This is a genomic window from Kribbella sp. VKM Ac-2566, assembly GCF_004366005.1.
Lineage (GTDB): Bacteria > Actinomycetota > Actinomycetes > Propionibacteriales > Kribbellaceae > Kribbella > Kribbella pratensis.
Genome location: NZ_SODT01000008.1, coordinates 1,040,634 through 1,060,728, shown reverse-complemented (window position 1 = coordinate 1,060,728; position 20,095 = coordinate 1,040,634). Strand labels below are relative to the sequence as shown.

20 protein-coding genes are annotated in these 20,095 nt (G+C 68.8%); 15 read left to right on the top strand and 5 right to left on the bottom strand.

Annotation, left to right across the window (positions count from 1 at the left end; translation table 11 throughout):
- Nucleotides 1-42: 42 nt before the first annotated feature.
- Together EV647_RS07950 and EV647_RS07945 are read right to left on the bottom strand one after the other, a co-directional pair.
- Nucleotides 43-504 carry a nitroreductase/quinone reductase family protein gene (locus EV647_RS07950; protein WP_134000522.1) on the bottom strand — a complete coding sequence of 154 codons (462 nt, stop codon included), beginning with the start codon at nt 502-504 and terminating at the stop codon, nt 43-45.
- Nucleotides 501-929, bottom strand: a complete 429-nt coding sequence (locus EV647_RS07945; RefSeq protein ID WP_134000520.1) for a PPOX class F420-dependent oxidoreductase — start codon at nt 927-929, stop codon at nt 501-503. Before EV647_RS07945 ends, EV647_RS07950 begins: the two co-directional genes overlap by 4 nt.
- 72 nt (nt 930-1,001) lie before the next feature.
- Between EV647_RS07945 and EV647_RS07940 the strand changes: the two genes are divergently transcribed.
- Nucleotides 1,002-1,517 carry a MarR family winged helix-turn-helix transcriptional regulator gene (locus EV647_RS07940; RefSeq protein WP_166679818.1) on the top strand — a complete coding sequence of 172 codons (516 nt, stop codon included), beginning with the start codon at nt 1,002-1,004 and terminating at the stop codon, nt 1,515-1,517.
- Between the two features lie 68 nt (nt 1,518-1,585).
- Nucleotides 1,586-2,512, top strand: coding sequence for an AEC family transporter (locus EV647_RS07935; protein ID WP_134000516.1), 927 nt, complete (start codon nt 1,586-1,588; stop codon nt 2,510-2,512).
- Between the two features lie 229 nt (nt 2,513-2,741).
- Here EV647_RS07935 and EV647_RS42875 read toward each other — a convergent pair whose 3' ends face one another.
- A complete protein-coding gene (locus tag EV647_RS42875) occupies nt 2,742-3,614 on the bottom strand; it encodes a hypothetical protein (RefSeq protein ID WP_238177085.1) in 873 nt (290 codons plus the stop codon).
- Between the two features lie 142 nt (nt 3,615-3,756).
- Nucleotides 3,757-6,297, bottom strand: coding sequence for a valine--tRNA ligase (gene valS, locus EV647_RS07925; protein WP_134000514.1), 2,541 nt, complete (start codon nt 6,295-6,297; stop codon nt 3,757-3,759).
- 74 nt (nt 6,298-6,371) lie between these two features.
- Here valS and EV647_RS07920 point away from each other — a divergent pair, with 74 nt between their 5' ends.
- From EV647_RS07920 to EV647_RS07875, 10 genes are all read left to right on the top strand, one after another.
- Nucleotides 6,372-7,730 carry a folylpolyglutamate synthase/dihydrofolate synthase family protein gene (locus tag EV647_RS07920; RefSeq protein ID WP_134000512.1) on the top strand — a complete coding sequence of 453 codons (1,359 nt, stop codon included), beginning with the start codon at nt 6,372-6,374 and terminating at the stop codon, nt 7,728-7,730.
- Nucleotides 7,727-8,062, top strand: coding sequence for a DUF4233 domain-containing protein (locus EV647_RS07915; RefSeq protein ID WP_134000510.1), 336 nt, complete (start codon nt 7,727-7,729; stop codon nt 8,060-8,062). Before EV647_RS07920 ends, EV647_RS07915 begins: the two co-directional genes overlap by 4 nt.
- A 38-nt stretch (nt 8,063-8,100) precedes the next feature.
- Nucleotides 8,101-8,511: a nucleoside-diphosphate kinase gene (ndk, locus tag EV647_RS07910; protein ID WP_131343263.1), complete on the top strand. Its 411-nt coding sequence runs from the start codon at nt 8,101-8,103 to the stop codon at nt 8,509-8,511.
- A 198-nt stretch (nt 8,512-8,709) separates the two neighbouring features.
- Nucleotides 8,710-9,726 (top strand): rod shape-determining protein, encoded by a 1,017-nt coding sequence (locus tag EV647_RS07905; RefSeq protein WP_130383542.1) that lies wholly within the window; start codon nt 8,710-8,712, stop codon nt 9,724-9,726.
- Between the two features lie 11 nt (nt 9,727-9,737).
- A complete protein-coding gene (mreC, locus tag EV647_RS07900) occupies nt 9,738-10,682 on the top strand; it encodes a rod shape-determining protein MreC (protein ID WP_134000508.1) in 945 nt (314 codons plus the stop codon).
- Between the two features lies 1 nt (nt 10,683).
- The gene (gene mreD, locus EV647_RS07895; RefSeq protein ID WP_134000506.1) at nt 10,684-11,217 is read left to right on the top strand and encodes a rod shape-determining protein MreD; all 534 of its coding nucleotides are present in this window, start codon (nt 10,684-10,686) and stop codon (nt 11,215-11,217) included.
- Nucleotides 11,218-11,275: 58 nt separating this feature from the next.
- A complete protein-coding gene (gene mrdA / locus EV647_RS07890; RefSeq protein WP_134000504.1) occupies nt 11,276-13,330 on the top strand; it encodes a penicillin-binding protein 2 in 2,055 nt (684 codons plus the stop codon).
- A 1-nt stretch (nt 13,331) separates the two neighbouring features.
- Nucleotides 13,332-14,498 carry a rod shape-determining protein RodA gene (gene rodA, locus EV647_RS07885; RefSeq protein WP_134000502.1) on the top strand — a complete coding sequence of 389 codons (1,167 nt, stop codon included), beginning with the start codon at nt 13,332-13,334 and terminating at the stop codon, nt 14,496-14,498.
- Nucleotides 14,499-14,603: 105 nt separating this feature from the next.
- The gene (locus tag EV647_RS07880; protein WP_134000500.1) at nt 14,604-15,287 is read left to right on the top strand and encodes a hypothetical protein; all 684 of its coding nucleotides are present in this window, start codon (nt 14,604-14,606) and stop codon (nt 15,285-15,287) included.
- Nucleotides 15,288-15,330: 43 nt separating this feature from the next.
- Nucleotides 15,331-16,116: an inositol monophosphatase gene (locus EV647_RS07875; RefSeq protein ID WP_134000498.1), complete on the top strand. Its 786-nt coding sequence runs from the start codon at nt 15,331-15,333 to the stop codon at nt 16,114-16,116.
- A gap of 97 nt (nt 16,117-16,213) precedes the next feature.
- On the opposite strand, the gene EV647_RS07870 is transcribed toward EV647_RS07875, so the two are convergent.
- Complete coding sequence (locus EV647_RS07870) at nt 16,214-16,624, bottom strand: DUF2000 domain-containing protein (protein ID WP_166680244.1); 411 nt, start codon at nt 16,622-16,624, stop codon at nt 16,214-16,216.
- A gap of 79 nt (nt 16,625-16,703) precedes the next feature.
- On the opposite strand from EV647_RS07870, the gene EV647_RS07865 reads away from it, so the two are divergent.
- The 3 genes from EV647_RS07865 (at nt 16,704) to EV647_RS07855 (ending at nt 20,093) form a co-directional block, all read left to right on the top strand.
- A complete protein-coding gene (locus EV647_RS07865; RefSeq protein WP_134000494.1) occupies nt 16,704-17,162 on the top strand; it encodes an Lrp/AsnC family transcriptional regulator in 459 nt (152 codons plus the stop codon).
- Between the two features lie 191 nt (nt 17,163-17,353).
- Entirely contained in the window at nt 17,354-18,097 is a 744-nt protein-coding gene (gene pcaD / locus EV647_RS07860) for a 3-oxoadipate enol-lactonase (protein WP_134000491.1), read from the top strand.
- 64 nt (nt 18,098-18,161) lie between these two features.
- Nucleotides 18,162-20,093 (top strand): TIGR03960 family B12-binding radical SAM protein, encoded by a 1,932-nt coding sequence (locus tag EV647_RS07855; RefSeq protein ID WP_134000489.1) that lies wholly within the window; start codon nt 18,162-18,164, stop codon nt 20,091-20,093.
- Nucleotides 20,094-20,095: the final 2 nt, after the last annotated feature.

Here is a 20,095-nt window from a genome sequence, read left to right as displayed (position 1 = left end):
CTAGACCTCGCTCTGACTTGTCAGCATCTTCCAGGTGACGGTTCAGTGCCGCTCGACGAGCCGGATGACCGGGAGCTCGCGATCGGTCTGTTCCTGGTACTTCGCGAAACCGGGCGCCGCTGTGGTGATGCGCTCCCACGCCTCCGCACGCTCCGCTCCGTGCAACTGCTCGGCGTGGACCTCGATCGCCTCGCCGGCGACCTCGATGCGGACCTGGTCGGGGTTCGCGGCCAGGTTGTAGTACCACGCCGGGTTGCCGGCCGCGCCGGCCGCGGAGGCGACGACCAGCCGGTTGCCGTCCGCGTCGGCGAACCAGGCGACCGGCGTCGCCCGCTCGGCGCCGGACTTCCGCCCGATCGTCCGCAGTACCAACGCGTCGCCGCCCCTGAACTTGCCGCCGCCGCGCCGCCGGATGCGACGGGCGTTGAACCTGTTGAACCAGTGCAGGAGCCGGCCGCCGGGCTGCCGAGCGCCGCGAGTGCCAGGACGAGTGTCGAAGCTCATCGGGTCTTCACCGCCTCCGGCGTGTGCACGGTGCGCGTCGTGGTGACCAAGGTGTCGTGGGTGAACGGACGGCCCTCGAGGTTGAAGCTCCAGGACACGGTCGGCGTGATCCGGAGGTACTCCGACGTACCGAACTGACCGTCGCGCTCGACGAGGTCCGCCTCACCGTAGATCCGCAGGTAGCGCGGGACCCACGGACGCGTGGACACCAGATCGTCGACGACGAACGCGACCTTGGTGTTTCCGTCACGGACGTTGCGGTGCTTGCGGGTGCGGACCGGGTCGATCCCGCCGATGTAGAGGTGCGTCCCGTCGTACTCGAAACCGACTGGGACGGCGTCCGGCTGACCGTCGCCCGAGACGGTGGCGAGGCGGCCCAGGGGCTGGGACCGCAGATAGGCGATCTCCGCTTCGCTGAAGGACATCGGTTCTCCTCTGATAGTTAATGGCATTTACTGTATGCGTCATTAACTATACATCCCATGTACCGTGGGGAGGTGAGCAAGACTTCATCGGAACGCGCCCGACCCCGCGGCGGGCGATTCGCCGGGTTCGCGCAGGTCCACGGCGCCGGTGTGGACCCTGCGGAACTGGATGTGGCTGGTGGGTTGGTGCAGCTCACCGGCGTGGTTCAGGGGCTCTACGCGGGCATCTCCGAGCGGCATGACCTGACGCCGGTGCAGGCGAAGCTGCTGTGCGTCCTGCTCGACGGGCCCAAAGGCATGGCTGAACTCGCGCAGTGCTTCGGGGTCGAGAAGGCCGCGCTCACCGGTCTGATGGACCGCGCCGAGAGGCGCGGCCTGGCCGAGCGCTCGCCGGTCCCCGGCGATCGGCGCGCCGTGCAGGTGACGCTGACCGACGTCGGCCGCCGGGCCGCGATCGCCTTCCACGCCGAGGTCGGCGAGGCCCTGAACGAGCTGATCGGGCATCTCAGCGCTGCCGACCGGGAACACTTCCAGGCAGTCATGGCCGGCATCATCACGAGGTGCCGCACGTCACCATCCAGCTCCTGAGCACCCACGCGTCGCGGACAGCGCTTCCCCCTACGATCGACGGGTGTCCACCCCGCTGAGAAGCTGAGATGTCCGCCGTCGTAGGTGCCTTCGGCGCACTGGTCGCTGTGGCCGTGCTGGGGTACGTCGTCGGCATCTTCGGCGTACTGCGGAAGGACGACGAGCTCGTACTGTCTCGGCTGGCGTTCTTCGTGGCGACTCCGGCGCTGCTGTTCACGACCGTCGCGCGGGCGGACCTGCGGGCGATCTTCTCGGTGGTGCTGGTCACGAACCTGGTGAGCCTGTTCGTGGTGCAGGCGTTGTTCCTGTTGATCGCCGCGGTCATCTGGCGGCGCACGCGGTCCCAGGCGACGATCGGAGTGCTCGCGTCGTCGTACGTGAACGCGGGGAATCTCGGCGTACCGGTGGCGGCGTACGTGCTGGGGGACGGTGCGTTGGTCGCACCAATCGTGTTGTTCCAGGTGCTGATCATGGCGCCGGTCGCGTTCGCCGTACTGGACGGTGACCGGCAGGGGAGCGGACGGCGCGTGTCGCTGCGGACCATCGTCACGCGGCCGTTCCGCAATCCGTTGACGGTGGCATCGCTGCTCGGGCTGCTGGTGTCGGTGGTCGGCGTACGGCTGCCGGAGCTGGTGATGCGGCCGATCGACCTGGTCGCCGCAGCAGCGGTTCCCGTCGCCCTGGTGGCATACGGCCTCAGCCTGAGCGCAGGCACCAAGGACTCGATCACCGTACGGCGGGACGTCGTACTAGCCGTTGCACTAAAGACGTTCGTGCAACCACTGACGGCGTACGCAATCGCCCGCTGGGCCCTGGACCTCCACGGCACGGCCCTCCTGGCCCCGACCCTCCTGGCCGCCCTACCCACAGCCCAGAACGTCTACGTCTACGCCGTCCACTACCGAGCCAGCCGCACCCTGGCCCGCAGCGCAGTCCTCCTCAGCACCCTGCTCTCAATCCCGGTCATGGTCCTCATCGCAGGCCTCCTCACCTGAGCGCAATCCTGGAGAAGGCAGGCGTTCCGGGCGACAGCCGGAACTGCACGCCGGAGCCCGAGGAGCGCCATCAGCAAGCTGGGGGTGGGTAGCTCGCGAGCCGGGGCGGCGCCGGGGTGACCGTGGGGAGTTGGTGGGGTGTGGAGACACGCGCTGGTGACTGGGGACAGGCAATAGCAGGTTCCCACCCACCATTGCCTGTCGCACGACCCCGGATCGGGTTGACCCGCTACCTCATCGCTTTGAAGGCTTCTTCGGTCACGGGTTCTACCTGGTCGACCGTCACGCCTTCGTTGGCGGACTGGGCTATGACGGTGAGGGTGTTGGAGCCGCGGTAGCACTGGGTCGGCAGGTTGCCGGCGGCTTCGATGCAGGTGGACTTGCCGATCTTCTTGACCTTGTCCGCGCTCGCACCGGAGTCCGCGACGACCTTGTCGATGTCGACCCGGCCGCGGAGCGCGATCAGCACGTAGAACCGGTCGCCCTCGAGGCTGCCGTACGCCTCGACCATCACCTGCTTGCCGTCGTTGATCCGGCTCAACGCGTCACGGGTCTGATCTAGCTGTGCCTGGCTGCGGATCTCGGGATCGGTGATTCGATCCAGGCCCGCGATCTTGGCGGGCGGGGTGATCGCCCGCTTGGCGTTCAGCAGGCTGAGTGGCACGAGGCCCAAGAAGTACCCGAGCACTGCCAGCACGGTCAGCACGACGACCGCACCGCCAACCGTCACCCAAGGCCCACGAACCTTGAACCGCCGCAACCCCTTCTTCTTCGGCTCCTCACCCGCGTCCGCCGACGCATCCTTCGCCGCGACAGCCGTTCCCCCGGCATCCTTCGCAGCACCCGCCCCGGCAGCACCCGCCCCGGCAGCACCCGCGCCGGCAGCGCTCGCCCCCGCGGCGGCCGTCCCGCCGGCGTTCTTCGTCGCCCCAGCCGCTGTCGTCGCCCCAGCCGCTGTCGTTGCCTCGGCTGCCTTCGGTTCGGCTGCCTTCGGTTCGGCAGCCTTAGGGTCGAGAGCTGGGACGGGAGCCAGTTCGGTGGTGTCCGCGCCGGCGTCGTCGGTCCGGTTCTCGGGACCTGCCGGGCTGGTGGGGTCGCTCATCGATTGGCTCCTCGGACGTCAGGGTCACGGGGTGCGGCGGTCGGCTCGTCCCGATGGTTCCACATCAGGACAAACCGTAGTCGAACCGCCGAACGCACAAGTGCCCGCCTCCCCAGCGGAAGACGGGCACTTGTGTATGCCATCAGAGCGTCGCGACGACCTTCACGGCGTCGGAGTCGTCCGCGTGCCAGACGATCTCGCCGGTGATCCGCCCGGCGGCGCGCAGGTCCGGCTCGGCGCGCTCGGCGAGCGCGAGCCGCGCGGCCGGCCCGGTGACCTCGACCTTGGAGACCTCGGTCTTCATCGAGACCTTCTCCTCGGACTTCGCGCCGCGGATACCCGCAAGGACCTCGGCGACCGCGTCCAGCACCTCAGGCTCCTGCGCCGCGACCGGCAGGTCGCCGTCCGGCGTCGGCCACTGCGAGGTGTGGATCGAACCCTCCTGCCACCACGACCAGACCTCTTCGGTCGCGAACGGCAGGTACGGCGCCAGCAGCCGGAGCTGCACCGACAACGCAACCGCGAGCGCCGCCTTCGCCGAGGCGGCGCCGGCGTCACCCTGACCGCCGTACGCGCGCTCCTTGACCAGCTCGACGTAGTCGTCGCAGAACGTCCAGAAGAACCTCTCGCTGATCTCGAGCGCGCCGGTGTAGTCGTACCGCTCGAAGGCCGCCGTGGCATCGGCGACGACCGCCCGCAGCCGCTGCAGCATCGCGAGGTCGACCGGCTCGGTGACGGCGGACGGGTCGACCGTGGTCGCCCCGAACCCGAGAACGAACTTCGACGCGTTCAGGACCTTGATCGCGAGCCGGCGCCCGACCTTCATCTGCGACTCGTCGAACGGCGAGTCCAGCCCCGGCCGCGCCATCGCGGCCCGCCAGCGCACCGCGTCCGAGCCGAACTTCTGCAGGATCTCCGACGGAATGATCGCGTTGCCCTTGGACTTCGACATCTTCTTGCGGTCCGGGTCGACGACGAACCCGGAGATCATCGACCGCGCCCACGGCAGCGAGCCGTTCTCGAAGTGCGCCCGGACGACGCGCGAGAACAGCCAGGTGCGGATGATCTCGTGGGCGTGCGTGTTCAGGTCCATCGGGAAGGTACGGCGGAACAGGTCGTCGTCCCGCTCCCACCCGCAGACGATGTGCGGCGTCAGCGACGACGTCGCCCAGGTGTCCATCACGTCGGGGTCGGCCTCGAACCCGCCCGGCTTGCCGCGCTGCGACTCGTCGTACCCGCGCGGCGCCTGCGAGGTCGGGTCGATCGGCAGCTCCGCCTCGGACGGCATCAACGGGTGCTCGTAGTCCGGCTCGCCGTCGTGGTTCAGCGGGTACCAGACCGGGAACGGGACGCCGAAGTACCGCTGGCGGGAGATCAGCCAGTCGCCGTTCAGGCCCTCGACCCAGTTCAGGTAGCGGTGCCGCATGTGCTCCGGGACCCAGGCGAGCTCGTTGCCGCGCTCGAGGAACTCCTGCTTGAGCCCGGCGTCGCGGCCGCCGTTGGTGATGTACCACTGCCGGGTGGAGACGATCTCGAGCGGCTTGTCGCCGTTCTCGTAGAAGTTCGCCATCCGCTCGGTCTTCTTCGGCTCGCCGTCCAGGTCGCCGGACTCCCGCAGCTTCTGGACGATCAGCTCGCGCGCGCTGAACACGGTCTTTCCGGCGAGTTCGGCGTACAGCTCCGAACCCTCGAGCCACGCCGGGGTGTCGCGCAGCAGCCGGCCGTCGCGGCCGATGACCGTGCGGACCGGGAGCTGCAGCTCGCGCCACCACTGGATGTCGGTCTGGTCGCCGAAGGTGCAGCACATCGCGATGCCGGCGCCCTTGTCCATCTCGGCGGCCTCGTGCGCCAGGACCGGGACCTCGACGCCGAACAGTGGCGACTTCACCGTCGTACCGAACAGGTGTTTGTAGCGGTCGTCGTCCGGGTGCGCGATCAGCGCGACGCAGGCCGGGATCAGCTCCGGGCGGGTGGTCTCGATGTAGATCGGGCCGTCGGCGCCGTGGAAGGAGATCCGGTGGTAGGCGCCCGGATACGGCCGGGCCTCCATCTCGGCCTGCGCGACCGCGGTCTGGAACGTGACGTCCCAGACCGTCGGCGCCTCGGCCAGGTAGGCCTCGCCGCGCGCGAAGTTGCGCAGGAACGCGCGCTGCGACGTACGCCGGGAGTCCTCGGAGATCGTGGTGTAGAGGTACGACCAGTCGACGCTCAGGCCGACCTGCCGCCACATCGCCTCGAACGCCTGCTCGTCGATGTGCGTGAGCTCACCGCACAGCTCGACGAAGTTCTGCCGGGAGATCGGGACCTGCTTCTTCGGATCCGGCTTGGCCGGCGGGGTGAAGGCCGGGTCGTACGGCAGCGAGGGGTCGCACTTGACGCCGTAGTAGTTCTGGACCCGGCGCTCGGTGGGCAGGCCGTTGTCGTCCCAGCCGATCGGGTAGAAGACCTTCTTGCCGCGCATGCGCTGGTACCGCGCGACCAGGTCGGTGTGCGTGTAGCTGAAGATGTGCCCGACGTGCAGCGATCCCGAGACCGTCGGCGGCGGCGTGTCGATGGAGTAGACATCGGCGCGCTCGGCGGTGCGGTCGAAGGCGTAGGTCTGCTGCTCCTTCCATACGGCAGCCCACTTCTCCTCGAGACCGTCGAGGCTGGGCTTGTCTGGAACACGGGACGTCTGGCTCATGCGCACAATGTTAGTGGTTGTCAAGGGGTGCTCCGACCGCTTTATCCACAGCCCTCTCTAGACTTGGCTTTCTGATGAGCGACCTTTCCTTCGCCGAGGTATCGGCACGGCTCCAGCAGCGCTGGCCGGAGCACAAGATCGAGCCCACCCTGGAGCGCGTGCAGCGGCTCGTCGAGCTGCTCGGCGACCCCCAGAAGGCCTACCCGGTGGTGCACCTGACGGGGACCAACGGCAAGACGTCCACGGCCCGGATGATCGACACCCTGCTGCGCGAGGCCGGGCTGCGTACCGGCCGGTTCACCAGCCCGCACCTGGAGTCGGTCCGGGAGCGGATCACACTGGACGGCGAACCGATCAGCGAGCAGCGCTTCGTCGAGGCGTACGAGGAGATCGCGCCGTACCTCGACGTCGTCGACGCCGAGCAGGAGCACCCGCTGACGTTCTTCGAGGTGATGACCGGCATGGCGTACGCCGTGTTCGCGGACGCGCCGGTCGACGTCGCGGTGATCGAGGTCGGCCTCGGCGGGAGCTGGGACTCCACCAACGTCGCCGACGGCACGGTGTCGGTGATCACCCCGATCGCGGTCGACCACGCGCACCTGCTGGGTGCGGATCCGGTCACGATCGCGGGCGAGAAGTCCGGCATCATCAAGCCCGGCGGTACGACCGTGATGGCCCAGCAGAGCCTGGAAGTCTTCGAGGTCCTGCTCCGCAAGGCCGCCGAGGTGGGCGCGCAGGTCGCCCGCGAGGGGATCGAGTTCGGCGTCGTCAGCCGTGCGCTCGCGGTCGGCGGCCAGGTCGTCTCGATCAAGGGCCTCGGCGGCGAGTACGAGGACGTGTTCATCCCGCTGCACGGCGAGTACCAGGCACACAACGCGGCCACCGCGATCGCCGCGGTCGAGGCCCTCCTCGGCGCCAGCCCGGAGACCGAGGGCCGGGTCACCACCGAACTGCTGCAGGCCGGCTTCGAGCAGGTCACCAGCCCCGGCCGGATGGAGGTCGTCCGGCACAGCCCGACGATCGTCGTCGACGCCGCGCACAACCCGCACGGCGCCGAGGCGACCGCGGCCACGGTCTCGGAGGCGTTCCAGTTCCAGCCGCTGATCGGCGTGCTGGGCTGTATGAAGGACAAGGACGTGTACGGCCTCCTCGAGGCGTACGAGCCGATCATGGAAACGGTCGTCTGCACCCGGAACAGCTTCGTCGAGCGGTCGATGCCGGCCGAGGAGCTGGGGCAACTGGCCGCCGAGGTGTTCGGCGAGGAGCGGGTCCTGGTCCGCCCGCACCTGATCGACGCGATCGACGACGCGATCCGGCTCGCCGAGGAGAACGCGGTCGCGCTCGGCAGTGGCGGCGTACTGGTCACCGGCTCGGTCATCACCGCCGGCGAGGCGCGGGCGCTGCTGGTCCGCAAGGGGAAGGGCGAGCAGTGAGGTCGCTCGCGTCGATCGTGCTCGCGTTCGAGTCGGTCGTGCTCGCGCTGGTCACGCCGGTGATGATCTCGGTGGCGGACATCCGCCCCGCGATCGCGGTCCCGGTCTGTCTCGGCCTGGCGGCGCTCGCGATCGTCTCGGCCGGGCTGCTCCGGTTCCAGGCCGGGTACGTCCTCGGTTCGGTGGTCCAGGTCGGCGCGGTCGGACTCGGCTTCGTCGTCTCCGTGATGTTCGTGCTCGGCGTCGCCTTCGCGGCCTTCTGGGTCGCCGCCATCGTGCTCGGCCGCCGCATCGAGGAAGCCAAGAAGGCGCACCAGGCACAGACCGGTTAGGCTCATCCGCCCCGGCTACTTCGAGAGAGAGTTGACAGATGTCGCAGCGCACCCTGGTCCTGCTCAAGCCCGACACGGTCCGCCGTGGCCTCGTCGGTGAGGTGCTGGGCCGGTTCGAGGCCAAAGGGCTCCGGATCGTCGCCATGGACCTGCGCACGATCGACGGCGAACTGGCCGACCAGCACTACGCCGAGCACGTCGACAAGGCCTTCTACCCGCCGCTGCGGGACTTCGTCACCAGCGGCCCGATGGTCGCGCTGGTCCTCGAGGGCGACGAGGCGATCGAGGTGGTCCGCGCCTTGAACGGCGCCACCGACGGCCGCAAGGCCGCCCCCGGCACCATCCGCGGCGACCTCTCCCTCTCCAACCGCGAAAACCTCGTCCACGGCTCCGACTCCGAGGAATCAGCCACCCGGGAAATCAAGATCTGGTTCCCCGACCTTCCCTGACGGCGTCGCGGACAGCGGACCTTGCGGGACCTGGAGACGGCCGCCGAATCGCAGTAGTTCCAGGTCGTTGCGGACTGCAAGTGCCTGGACCGATACGATCTGTTCTGGGCGGGCGAGTCGTGTCGGTCCACGGGCTGTGCGCGGGCGGCGCTTAGCCTGGGTCGGGGTCGATTGGGAGGTGCCGCGGTGGCGAACAGCATGCTGGGCCGCGACATGGCGGTCGATCTCGGGACGGCGAACACGCTGGTGTACGTGCGTGGCCGCGGCGTCGTGCTGAACGAGCCGTCCGTGGTGGCGACCCGGACGGACGAGCCGCGCGAGGCGGTCGCGTTCGGGCACGAGGCGAAAAAGATGATCGGCCGTACGCCGGGCAACATCACCGCGATCCGGCCGCTCAAGGACGGTGTGATCGCCGACTTCGACGCCGCCGAGCAGATGCTGCGGTACTTCATCCAGCGCGTGCACCGCCGCCGGTACTTCGCGAAGCCGCGGATCGTGGTCTGCGTCCCGTCCGGGATCACCGCGGTCGAGCAGCGCGCGGTCCGCGACGCCGGGTACATGGCCGGCGCCCGCAAGGTGTACATCATCGAGGAGCCGATGGCCGCCGCGCTCGGCTCGAACCTCGAGGTCCGCGACGCCACCGGCAACATGGTCGTCGACATCGGCGGCGGTACGACGGAGGTCGCGGTCATCTCGTTCGGCGGCATCGTCACCAGCCAGTCGATCCGGGTGGCCGGCGACGCCATCGACAAGGCGATCGTGAACTACTGCAAGAAGGAGTTCTCGCTGCTGCTCGGCGAGGCCACCTCGGAGCAGATCAAGATGACGATCGGGTCGGCGTTCCCGACCACGGACGGCCCGGACAGCGAGATCCGCGGCCGGGACATGATCTCCGGGCTGCCGCGGACCGTGAAGGTGTCGTCGGCGGACATGCGGCAGGCGATCGAGGAGCCGATCACCGCGATCGTCGACGCGGTCAAGGCCACCCTGGACAAGACGCCGCCGGAGCTGGCCGGCGACATCGTCGACCGCGGCATCGTGCTGACCGGCGGCGGTGCGCTGCTGAAGGGCATGGACGAGCGGCTGCGGCACGAGACCGGCATCCCGATCCACGTCGCCGAGAACCCGCTGGACGCGGTCGTCCTGGGCGCCGGCAAGTGCGTCGACAACATCGAGACCCTCAACCGCATCCTGGTCACCGACAACCGGCGCTGAGGTAGCAGGCGATGCTCAAAGACCTCGGTACCCCGACGACCAGGAGCGCGTTCCGGTCGGCGGGGGAGACCCCGCTGCGTTCGGCCGGTACGCCGCGCGACGTGCGCCGCCGCCGTACCGTGCTCGTGCTCGTGATCCTGGCCTGTTTCACGCTGATCGTGCTCGACGCCCGCCGGTCGGCCGGATCGCCGGTCGAGCCGCTGCGGGAGGCCGCGGCCGGCGTTTTCGGCCCGCTGGAGTCCACCGCGACCTCGGCCCGGCAGCCTGTGGACAACCTCCGCGACAGATTCGCGGAAATGGACAGGTTGAAAGCAGAGAACGAAAAACTGAAGAAGGACAACGAGGACCTGACCCGGGAGCTGACCACCTCCGACTACGCCCGCAACCGTGCGCAGGAGCTGGACAAGCTGCTCAAGGTCGCTCCGGCGTACACGATGACGCCGGCCCGGGTGATCGGGATCGGCAGTGCGCAGACGTTCAGCCACACGGTCACGATCGACGCCGGGACGGCGGACGGCGTGCACACCGACATGACCGTGCTGAACGGGACCGGTCTGGTCGGCCGGGTGGTGCGCACCACCCAGGGGACCGCGACCGTGCTGCTGATCGGCGACCGCAACTCGACCGTTGGCGGCCGGCTGAACGCGTCGATGGCGCTCGGTTTCGTCTCCGGACGCGGCGAGGTCGGCGGCACCCTCGACTACAAGCTGATCGACCCGAAGGCGCGGCCGAAGGTCGGCGACCGGATCGTCACCTGGGGCTCCAGCGGCAACGCGCCGTACGTGCCGGGCGTCCCGATCGGCGTCGTCACCTCGGTGACGGCGAACGAGGGGTCCCTCGGGTCCACCGCGACCGTCAAGCCGTACGTCGATCCGACCCGGATCGACACCGTCGGCGTGGTGACCGGACCACCTGCGCGGCCTCCGCGCCCTCAGATCACCGGAAAGGGGAACTGACGTGATTGCACTACGGATCGGGTTGGCTGCCCTGTTCCTGATGATCGCCGTCACCGTGCAGACGTCCGTGCTGACGAACATCGCGGTCGCCGGCGTGACGTGCGACCTGACGCTGATCGTGGTGATCGCGCTGGCGCTGTCCCGCGGGCCGGAGTGGGGCGCGATCGCCGGTTTCGCGGGCGGTCTGCTGCTGGACGTCGTGCCGCCGGCCGACCACACCGCCGGACGCTGGGCGTTGTCGCTGGCCATCGCCGGGTACATCGCCGGGCTGATCCGCCGCGAGACCTCCGGCAGCCCGGTCGGGCCGCTCGGCGTCGCGCTGACGGTCGTGCTCGGGACGGCGGTCTCGTTCTTCGTCTACAGCGCGACCGGATCGCTGCTGCACGACCCGTCGGTCGACTGGGGTGAGTTCGGCGTTCGCCTCGGCATCGCCGCCGGGTACGACGTGGTCGGTGCGATCGTGGTGATCCCGCTGGTCATGTGGATCATGGGCCGCGTCCAGCCCGCCCGCGAACGCCGGCGAGTCGCCCCATGAGCACTCATCTGTCCTGCCACTCCCGTCGCCACGTTCTCCCGCCCGAAGGGTCGTTGCCATGAGCTGGGACGGCCTCGAGGCCCCGCTCAAGGCCCGGCTCCGGTTGTTCGTGATCGGGGTGCTGGTCTTCTCGTTGCTGTGCACGCTGTTCGGCCGCCTCTGGTACATGCAGGTGATGTCGAGCGCGGACTACAGCCAGGCGGCGACCGCGCAGCACATCCGGCAGGTGCTCGTCCCGGCCCCGCGCGGCACGATCGTCGACTCGCAGGGCCGGACCCTCGTCGGCAACCGGGTCTCGGTGGTGATCACGGTCGACCGCTCGGTGCTCGCCAAGCTCCCGGAGAGCCAGCAGAACGTCGTCCTCGCCCGTCTCGCGAAGGTGCTCGGGCAGAAGCCGAAGGACCTCAAGGCGCGCACGATGCTGTGCGGTGAGCCGGGCGCGTCCAAACCACCCGCCTGCTGGAACGGTACGCCGTACCAACCGATCCCGGTCGCGAAGGACGTCAGCGAGCAGGTCGCGATCGAGGTGATGGAGCGCCGCGAGGACTTCCCGGGGATCGCCGCCGACTCGCAGACACTGCGCGCGTACCCCTCGCCGTACAAGGTGAACGCGGCACACATCCTCGGGTACCTGTCGCCGATCACCACCGAAGAGCTCGAGGACATGGACAAGGCCGGGCAGGACTCGGTCCCGCACCGCTCGGACCTGGTCGGCCGGGCGGGCGTCGAGCGGTCGTACGACAAACTCCTGCGCGGTACGCCGGGCGAGAAGGACGTGATCGTCGACGCCGTCGGGTACACGACCGGTATCAAGAAGCAGACCGCTCCGGTCCCGGGCGCCACGCTGGTGACGACGATCGACGCGCGCATCCAGGCGTCGGTCGAGGCCCAGCTGAAGAACGCGATCATGACCGCCCGGAAGCAGTACGACAAGATCACCAAGAAGAAGTACGTCGCCGACTCCGGCGCCGCGGTCGTGATGGACACCAAGACCGGCCGGGTCGTGGCGATGGCCAGCTATCCGACGTACGACCCGGGGGTCTGGGTCGGCGGCATCACCCAGCGCGAGCTGGACGCGCTGTACTCGACCAAGTCCGGCACTCCTCTGGTGTCCCGCGCACTGCAGGGGCAGTTGGCGCCGGGGTCGACGTTCAAGCCGATCACCACGGCGGCCGCGATGGGCGCCGGGTACAGCCCGAAGACGCGGCTCGACTGCTCGTCGTACTTCGAGGTCGGCAACCGCCGGTTCAAGAACTACGAGTCCGCGTCGTACGGGATGATCGGCTTCGACCAGGCGCTGGCGCTGTCCTGCGACACGTTCTTCTACCGGATCGCGTACGCGCTCTGGCTCAAGGAGGGCGGCAACTCCAGCGACATCGGCACCCGCGACCCGCTGGTCGAGATGGCGCAGAAGTTCGGGCTCGGCAAGCCGACCGGGATCGACCTGCCCGGCGAGGTCAGCGGCCGGATCGCGGACCGCAAGTGGAAGAAGACGTACTACGACTCGCAGAAGGACTACTACTGCAAGATCGCGGCCAACCCGCCCGCCGGGACGTCGGCGTTCCTGAAGCAGTTCGCCCGCGAGTTCTGCGTCGACGGGTACAAGTACCGCGCCGGCGACGCGGTGAACTTCGCGATCGGCCAGGGCGACACGACGATCACGCCGCTGCAGCTCGCGACCGTCTACTCGGCCCTGTCGAACGGCGGCACGCTGTACGAGCCGCGGGTCGTGCAGTCCTGGGTCGGCGCGAACGGCAAGCCGCACGAGATCAAGCCGGTCGTGAAGTCCAGGCTCCCGGTCCCGCGGAACACCCTGAAGTACATCGACACCGCGCTGAAGCAGACCACCGTCTCGGGTACAGCGGCCTGGAAGTTCCAGGGCTTCCCGCTCGACAAGATCCCGGTCCGCGCCAAGACCGGTACGGCCGAGGTGTACGGCAAGCAGACGACGTCGTGGCTCGCGTCGTACACCGATCGGTACGCCGTGGTGATGATGATCAGCCAGGCAGGTACCGGTTCGGGCGCCGGCGGTGACGCGGTCCGCAAGATCTACGAGACCCTGTACAACATCAAGCCCGCGCCGCCGCCCGGTCAAGGAAAGCCGGTGCAGTGAGATGGCGTTACTGACCCCGATCCGGACCCGGCCGCGGATGGACCGCCGGTCGACGGTGTGGCACGTCGACTGGATCCTGGTGTTCGGCGTCGTCGCACTGTCGTTCATCGGCGCCCTGCTGATCTGGTCCGCGACCCACAACCGCACTTCGCTGACCGAGGGCAAACCGGACGCGTTCCTGGTCCGGCACGCGCTGAACTTCGCGATCGGCCTGGTGCTGGCGATCGGCGCCGCGATCACCGACCACCGCCGGGTCCGGATCCTCGCCCCGCTGCTGTACGCCGGCTCGGTCGTCGGACTGATCCTGGTCCTGGTGCCCGGCGTCGGCTCGACGATCAACGGTTCCCGGTCGTGGATCCAGTTGCCGTTCATGTCGATCCAGCCGAGCGAGTTCGCCAAGCTCGCGGTGATCGTCGGTATGGCGTTGCTGATCGCGGAGAAGAGCGAGACCGATCGCCACGAGGACGCGCGGACCATCGACGTCGCGCAGGCGGTCGGGGTCGCCGCCGTACCGGTGGTCCTGGTGATGCTGCAGCCGGACCTCGGCACGGTGATGGTGCTCGGGTCGATCGTGTTCGGGATCATCGCGGTCTCCGGCGTACCCAAACGCTGGATGCTCGGGTTGCTCACCGCGGGCGTGCTGGTGGCGGCGATCGCGATCAAGCTGCAGGTGCTGAAGGAGTACCAGATCGCCCGCTTCACCGCGTTCATGCACCCGTCCTCGGACCCGCAGGGCATCGGGTACAACGTGAACCAGGCGCGGATCGCGATCGGGAACGGCGGGGTGTTCGGGCAGGGCCTGTTCCACGGCGGCCAGACGCAGAACGCGTTCGTCCCCGAGCAGCACACCGACTTCGTGTTCACGGTCGCGGGCGAGGAGCTCGGGCTGATCGGGGCCGGCACGATCATCGTGCTGTTCGCGATCATCCTGTTCCGCGGGCTGCGGATCGCGGTGACCGCGCGGGACGCGTTCGGCCGGCTGGTGGCGACCGGGATCGTCTGCTGGTTCGCGTTCCAGGCGTTCGAGAACATCGGGATGACGCTCGGCATCATGCCGGTCACGGGCCTGCCGCTGCCGTTCGTGTCGTACGGCGGTTCCTCGATGTTCGCGTGCCTGCTGGCGGTCGGCCTGCTGCAGAACATCCACCTCCGCTCGCACCGCTACTGACCGCTCGACTGACCCGTCAGGTACGCTGCTCCCTGCTCGGCCCCCGCCCAGAGCCTCGGAAGGCCCATGATCAGGTCAGTTTCGTTTCCGCTCACACCCGTCCTCATGCTGTCTCTCGCCGCCTGTGGGGGAGGGGACGACAAGCAGGTCGCCGGTCCGCCGCCCAGCACGCCGGCGCCGACCTCTACCGCCACTGCCTCGACGCCGGCCGCACCTGTCACGCGGACGACCGCCGAGCTCACCAAGGCGATGCTCGAGCTCGCCGATCTGCCGAGCGGGTTCACGGAGGACAAGGAGGAGGCTGACGAGGGCTCCAAACCGTTCTCCTCGTCGAGCAGCCGGTGCAAGACGCTGGTGAAGTACCTGAACGCCACCAAGGCGCCCGGCTCGAAGGCCAGCGTGACCCGGACGTTCACCGGCGGTCAGGAAGGCCCGTACATCGACTACGGCCTCGACGCGATGGGCACCGCGGACGACGTCACCGACCTCCGCGACAAGTACGCCGAGGCCGTCGACTCCTGCACCAAGCTGACCTTGAAGACCGACGGCGCCGCCAGCACGTCGATGAAGGTCGAGAAGATCACCGCCCCGCAGTACGGCTCGAAGCCCTTCGCGTTCCGCCTCACCGGCACCAGCGGCCCGAAACGCGGCCTCGAGTACGCCGCCGTCGTCACCGGCGTCGACGACGTGATCATCTCCGTCGGAGTCCTCGCCGGCCAGGGCACCGAGCTCGACCCCGCCACCGAAGCAGCCGTCACGAAGGCCCGGCACGTCCTGAAACCCGCCTGACCCGGAGAAGCTTTGCGCTGTGTGGCACGTGTTGGATGGCGGTATGAGTTCTGATCTCGAGGTAGCGATCGCGGCGGCTGCGGCTGGGGCTGCCGTGGTGCGGGGCAAGTACGGCACTGTGGTCGCGCGGCATGGCAAGTCGGCGACGGACTTTGCGACGGACGCCGATCTTGCCGCCGAGCGGGCGATCGTCGAGTTGATCCAGAGTGCGCGGCCCGGGGATGCGATTCTCGGCGAGGAGTACGGCGCGAGCGGGGAGGCCGATGCTTCGCGGCGCTGGTTGGTCGATCCGTTGTGCGGCACGCTCAACTTCGCCGCTGGTACGCCGCTGTTCTCGGTCAACGTTGCGTTGCAGGTCGACGGCAGGACAAGCGTCGCCGCGGTGGCGGACCCGGTCTCCGGTGAGATCTTCTGGACCGATAGCGAAACCACAAGCGTCCGTCGCGACGGTTTCGATCTGCCGCTGGTGCCGTCCGCGGACTCGCTGCTGGTGGACGTCAACCTCGACCCGATCACGGACGGCGGGTTTCTCGGGTCGCGGCTGCTCGCGGATCCTGCCTTCCGGGGCGCGTTCGGTCAGCGAGTCCTGTCGACGACGTTGGCGGTCGCGTGGGTGGCGGCGGGGCGACGTACGGCGTATGTGACCGATGGCAGCCTTCGCGACAGCGTTCATTTCACAGCCGGCCTCGCGCTCTGCCGCGCCGCCGGGTGCGTCGTGACCGATCTGCGTGGGGGTCCGCTCCACTCCGGTCCGGGAGTCATCGCCGCCGCCGATGAGAAGAGCCACGCGATCCTGCTCGAACTCATCACCCCGCACTTGCCCGAATAGCTGGTGAAGGGGAGCACCCCATCAGCGGCGGACGGAGCGGCCCGATCAGCGGTGGAGCGGGCGCGCTCGGGTCAGCGCTGGAGCGGGGGCGCTTGGGTCAGCGGTAGAGGGGGAGTGCTCCGGTCAGGGAGTCGATGGAGGCGCGCGGACCGTAGAGGGCCAGGCCCAAGTACTCGATGTCCTCGGGCTTCGTGCCGGCGAGCGTCGTGGACATCTGCTCGTAGGTGCGGGCCCGCTGGGCGACCTGGTGCATGTCGTGGATCGTGACGTCGGGGCGCGCGGCAGCCTCGGCCCGGAGCGTGCTGAGGGTGTCGGCGGGGGCGCGGAGGATCGGGATCGGGTATGCGCACATGCCGGTGTGGGGGACGCCGGCGGCATCGGTGGTGTCAGGTCCGACGGTGTCGTCGTGGTGCCTGCCGACGCCGACGCCGAGCAGGGCGGCGGTGTTGAGGGCGACACCGATGGGGGCTTCGGCCGCGATGATCACGACCATCTTGTTCGTCAGCACGGCGGTCACGCTAGCCCGATAGGCGGCCGATCTCGGCGTACTCCGAACATCGTTCGGCGGATCTGGGAAACTGGGCGGCATGGACGAACTTGATACGGCGCTGCTGCGGATGCTGCAGAACGACGCCCGCCGGACCAACCGGGACATGGCGGCCGAGCTCAAGATCGCGCCGTCGACGTGTCTGGAGCGGATCCGCGGGCTGCGCGATCGTGGGGTCATCAGCGGGTACCACGCGGCCGTCGACCTGAAGGCGATCGACCGGTCGACCCAGGCGATCATCTCGATCAAGCTCCGCCCGCAGGCGATGGCGGTAGCAACCGCCTTCCAGAAGTACGTGATGGACCTGCCGCAGACCCTGGACATGTTCATGGTCTCCGGCGGCTCCGACTTCCTCGCCCACGTTGCCGTCAAGGACACCGAGGCGCTCCGCGACCTGGTCCTCGCCCTCGCGAAACGCCAGGAGATCGCCGACATCCGCAGCTCGGTCGTCTTCGAGCACCACCGCCGCACGACAGTGATGCCGCTACCGGACCACTGACCCCAGACGCCGAATCAGCTCGTGGTGTGCAGTTCGACAGGTGGTGTTGGGCGGTGGGGTAGTGCACCTGAGCGTGGCGACGTCGGATGCGTACGGTGTCTCGGGGTGCTCTACCTGTCGAGAGTGCACATCATCGGGGTTGTCAGGTCGCGCTCCGCGTCCGGGCGGGCGGAGTTTCGTAAGGTGGGGGCATGCGACTGAACTACGTGGAGACAGGACCGGCCGATGCGCCCGTAGTGCTGCTCGGGTCGTCGCTCGGTGCCGATCAGGGGATGTGGGCGCCGCAGGTCGACGTACTGGCGAAGCGGTTCCGGGTGGTGGCGTTCGATCACCGGGGTCACGGCGGGTCGGAGGTCCCCGACGGGCCGTACACGATCGACGACCTGGGCGGCGACGTCGTCGAGTTGCTGGACACGCTCGAAGTCGAGCAGGCGTCGTACGTCGGGATCTCACTCGGCGGCGCAGTGGGCCTGTGGCTGGCGCAGAACGCCCCGGACCGCTTCCACCGTTTCGCGCTGCTCTGCCCGCCGTCCAACCCGGCCGAGAACCCGCAGATGTGGACCGAGCGGGCCGCCCAGGTACGGGCCGAGGGCACCCAAGCCATCGTCGACGCGACCCTGGGCCGCTGGTTCCTCCCGGAGTTCAAGGACACCGAGCCCGTACGACGGATGCTGCTGGACTGCCCCGCCGAGGGCTACGCCGCCTGCTGCGAGGCCCTCAGCACCACCAACCTCCTCCCCGGCCTGTCCACGATCACCGCCCCGGTCCTCCTGATCACGGCCGAATCCGACACGTCCGTCCCACCCGAAACCGTCGTACCACTGGCAACCCAGATCCCCGGCGCCCACCTGGAAATCATCGAAAACGCCGCCCACCTGGTCACCTACTCCCACCCCGAAGTCATCAACCCCCTCCTCCTCGCCCACCTCGGCTGAATGCGGCATCCAGCCGTCGCGGCGTTAGGCTGGTGGGTGCTCTGATCGCTGACTGGAAGTGGCTATGACTGTCGAATCGCTGTTCCCGCGCCTGGAGGCGTTGCTGCCGAGTGTGCAGAAGCCGATCCAGTACGTCGGTGGTGAGCTGAACTCGGTCAGCAAGGAGTGGGACGCCGTCAGTGTCCGGTGGGCGCTGATGTACCCGGACGCGTACGAGGTCGGGCTGCCGAACCAGGGCGTGCAGATCCTGTACGAGGTGCTGAACGAGCGCGACCACATCCTGGCCGAGCGGACGTACTCGGTCTGGCCGGACATGGAGAAGGTGATGCGGGACAACGACATCCCGCAGTTCACCCTGGACAGCCACCGGCCGGTGCGCGCGTTCGACGTCTTCGGGCTGTCGTTCTCGACCGAGCTCGGGTACACGAACATGCTGACCGCGCTCGACCTGGCCGGGATCCCGCTGCACGCGGTCGACCGCACCGACGAGGACCCGATCGTGCTGGCCGGCGGGCATGCCGCGTTCAACCCGGAGCCGATCGCGGACTTCATCGACGCCGCGGTGCTCGGTGACGGCGAGGAGATCGTTCTGGCGATCTCCGAGGTGATCCGGGAGTGGAAGGACGAGGGCCGCCCGGGCGGTCGCGACGAGGTACTGATGCGGCTGGCGAAGTCCGGCGGTGTGTACATCCCGAAGTTCTTCACCGTCGACTACCTGCCGGACGGCCGGATCCAGCGCGTCGTACCCAACCGCCAAGGCGTTCCGTTCCGTACGGCGAAGCACACGGTCATGGACCTCGACGCGTGGCCGTACCCGAAGAAGCCGCTGGTCCCGCTCGCCGAGACCGTGCACGAGCGGTACTCCGTGGAGATCTTCCGCGGCTGCACCCGGGGCTGCCGGTTCTGCCAGGCGGGCATGATCACCCGGCCGGTGCGCGAGCGCAGCATCACCACGATCGGCGACATGGTCGAGAACGGGCTGAAGCAGTCCGGGTTCGAGGAGGTCGGCCTGCTCAGTCTCTCCAGCGCCGACCACAGCGAGATCGCCGACGTCGCGAAGGGCCTGGGGGACCGGTACGAGGGCAGCAACGTCTCGCTGTCGTTGCCCTCGACAAGGGTCGACGCGTTCAACATCACGCTGGCCAACGAGTTCTCCCGCAACGGCCGGCGCAGCGGTCTGACCTTCGCGCCGGAGGGCGGGTCGGACCGGATGCGCAAGGTGATCAACAAGATGGTCACCGAGGAGGACCTGATCCGCACGGTCGCGGCGGCGTACAGCCACGGCTGGCGGCAGGTGAAGCTGTACTTCATGGTCGGCCTGCCGACCGAGACCGACGAGGACGTGCTGGCGATCGCGGCCCTCGCGAAGCGGGTGATCGAGACCGGCCGCGAGGTGTCCGGCCGGCGCGACATCCGGTGCACGGTGTCGATCGGCGGATTCGTGCCGAAGCCGCACACGCCGTTCCAGTGGGCCGCCCAGCTCGGCGCGGAGGAGACGGACGCGCGGCTGGCGAAGCTCGGTGCGGCGATCCGGTCCGAGAAGGGCTACGCGAAGGCGATCGGTTTCCGGTACCACGACGGCAAGCCCGGCATCATCGAGGGACTGCTGTCCCGCGGCGACCGGCGCGTCGGCCGCGTGATCGAGGCGGTGTGGCGCGACGGCGGCCGCTTCGACGGCTGGAGCGAACACTTCTCGTACGACCGCTGGATCGAGTGCACCGCGAAGGCGCTCGCCGACGAGCCGGTCGACCTCGCCTGGTACACGACGCGCGAGCGCGAGTACGCCGAAGTACTGCCGTGGGACCACCTGGACTCGGGGCTGGACCGCGACTGGCTGTGGGAGGACTGGCAGGACTCGCTCGAGGAGGACGGCGCGATCGAGGTCGAGGACTGCCGCTGGACGCCGTGCTTCGACTGCGGCGTCTGCCCGCAGATGGGCACGGAGATCCAGATCGGTCCGACCGGCAAGAAGCTCCTGCCGCTCTCGGTCGTCTAGGT

Coding starts and splice junctions, on each gene's coding strand:
- EV647_RS07865 (WP_134000494.1), top strand. CDS start 16,704: ATGGACGAACTTGATACGGCGCTGCTGCGGATGCTGCAGAACGACGCC.
- rodA (WP_134000502.1), top strand. CDS start 13,332: ATGGCGTTACTGACCCCGATCCGGACCCGGCCGCGGATGGACCGCCGG.
- pcaD (WP_134000491.1), top strand. CDS start 17,354: ATGCGACTGAACTACGTGGAGACAGGACCGGCCGATGCGCCCGTAGTG.
- mrdA (WP_134000504.1), top strand. CDS start 11,276: ATGAGCTGGGACGGCCTCGAGGCCCCGCTCAAGGCCCGGCTCCGGTTG.
- EV647_RS07855 (WP_134000489.1), top strand. CDS start 18,162: ATGACTGTCGAATCGCTGTTCCCGCGCCTGGAGGCGTTGCTGCCGAGT.
- EV647_RS07945 (WP_134000520.1), bottom strand. CDS start 929: ATGTCCTTCAGCGAAGCGGAGATCGCCTATCTGCGGTCCCAGCCCCTG.
- ndk (WP_131343263.1), top strand. CDS start 8,101: ATGTCGCAGCGCACCCTGGTCCTGCTCAAGCCCGACACGGTCCGCCGT.
- EV647_RS07875 (WP_134000498.1), top strand. CDS start 15,331: ATGAGTTCTGATCTCGAGGTAGCGATCGCGGCGGCTGCGGCTGGGGCT.
- EV647_RS07880 (WP_134000500.1), top strand. CDS start 14,604: ATGCTGTCTCTCGCCGCCTGTGGGGGAGGGGACGACAAGCAGGTCGCC.
- EV647_RS07950 (WP_134000522.1), bottom strand. CDS start 504: ATGAGCTTCGACACTCGTCCTGGCACTCGCGGCGCTCGGCAGCCCGGC.
- mreC (WP_134000508.1), top strand. CDS start 9,738: ATGCTCAAAGACCTCGGTACCCCGACGACCAGGAGCGCGTTCCGGTCG.
- EV647_RS07920 (WP_134000512.1), top strand. CDS start 6,372: ATGAGCGACCTTTCCTTCGCCGAGGTATCGGCACGGCTCCAGCAGCGC.
- EV647_RS42875 (WP_238177085.1), bottom strand. CDS start 3,614: ATGAGCGACCCCACCAGCCCGGCAGGTCCCGAGAACCGGACCGACGAC.
- valS (WP_134000514.1), bottom strand. CDS start 6,297: ATGAGCCAGACGTCCCGTGTTCCAGACAAGCCCAGCCTCGACGGTCTC.
- EV647_RS07905 (WP_130383542.1), top strand. CDS start 8,710: ATGCTGGGCCGCGACATGGCGGTCGATCTCGGGACGGCGAACACGCTG.
- EV647_RS07935 (WP_134000516.1), top strand. CDS start 1,586: ATGTCCGCCGTCGTAGGTGCCTTCGGCGCACTGGTCGCTGTGGCCGTG.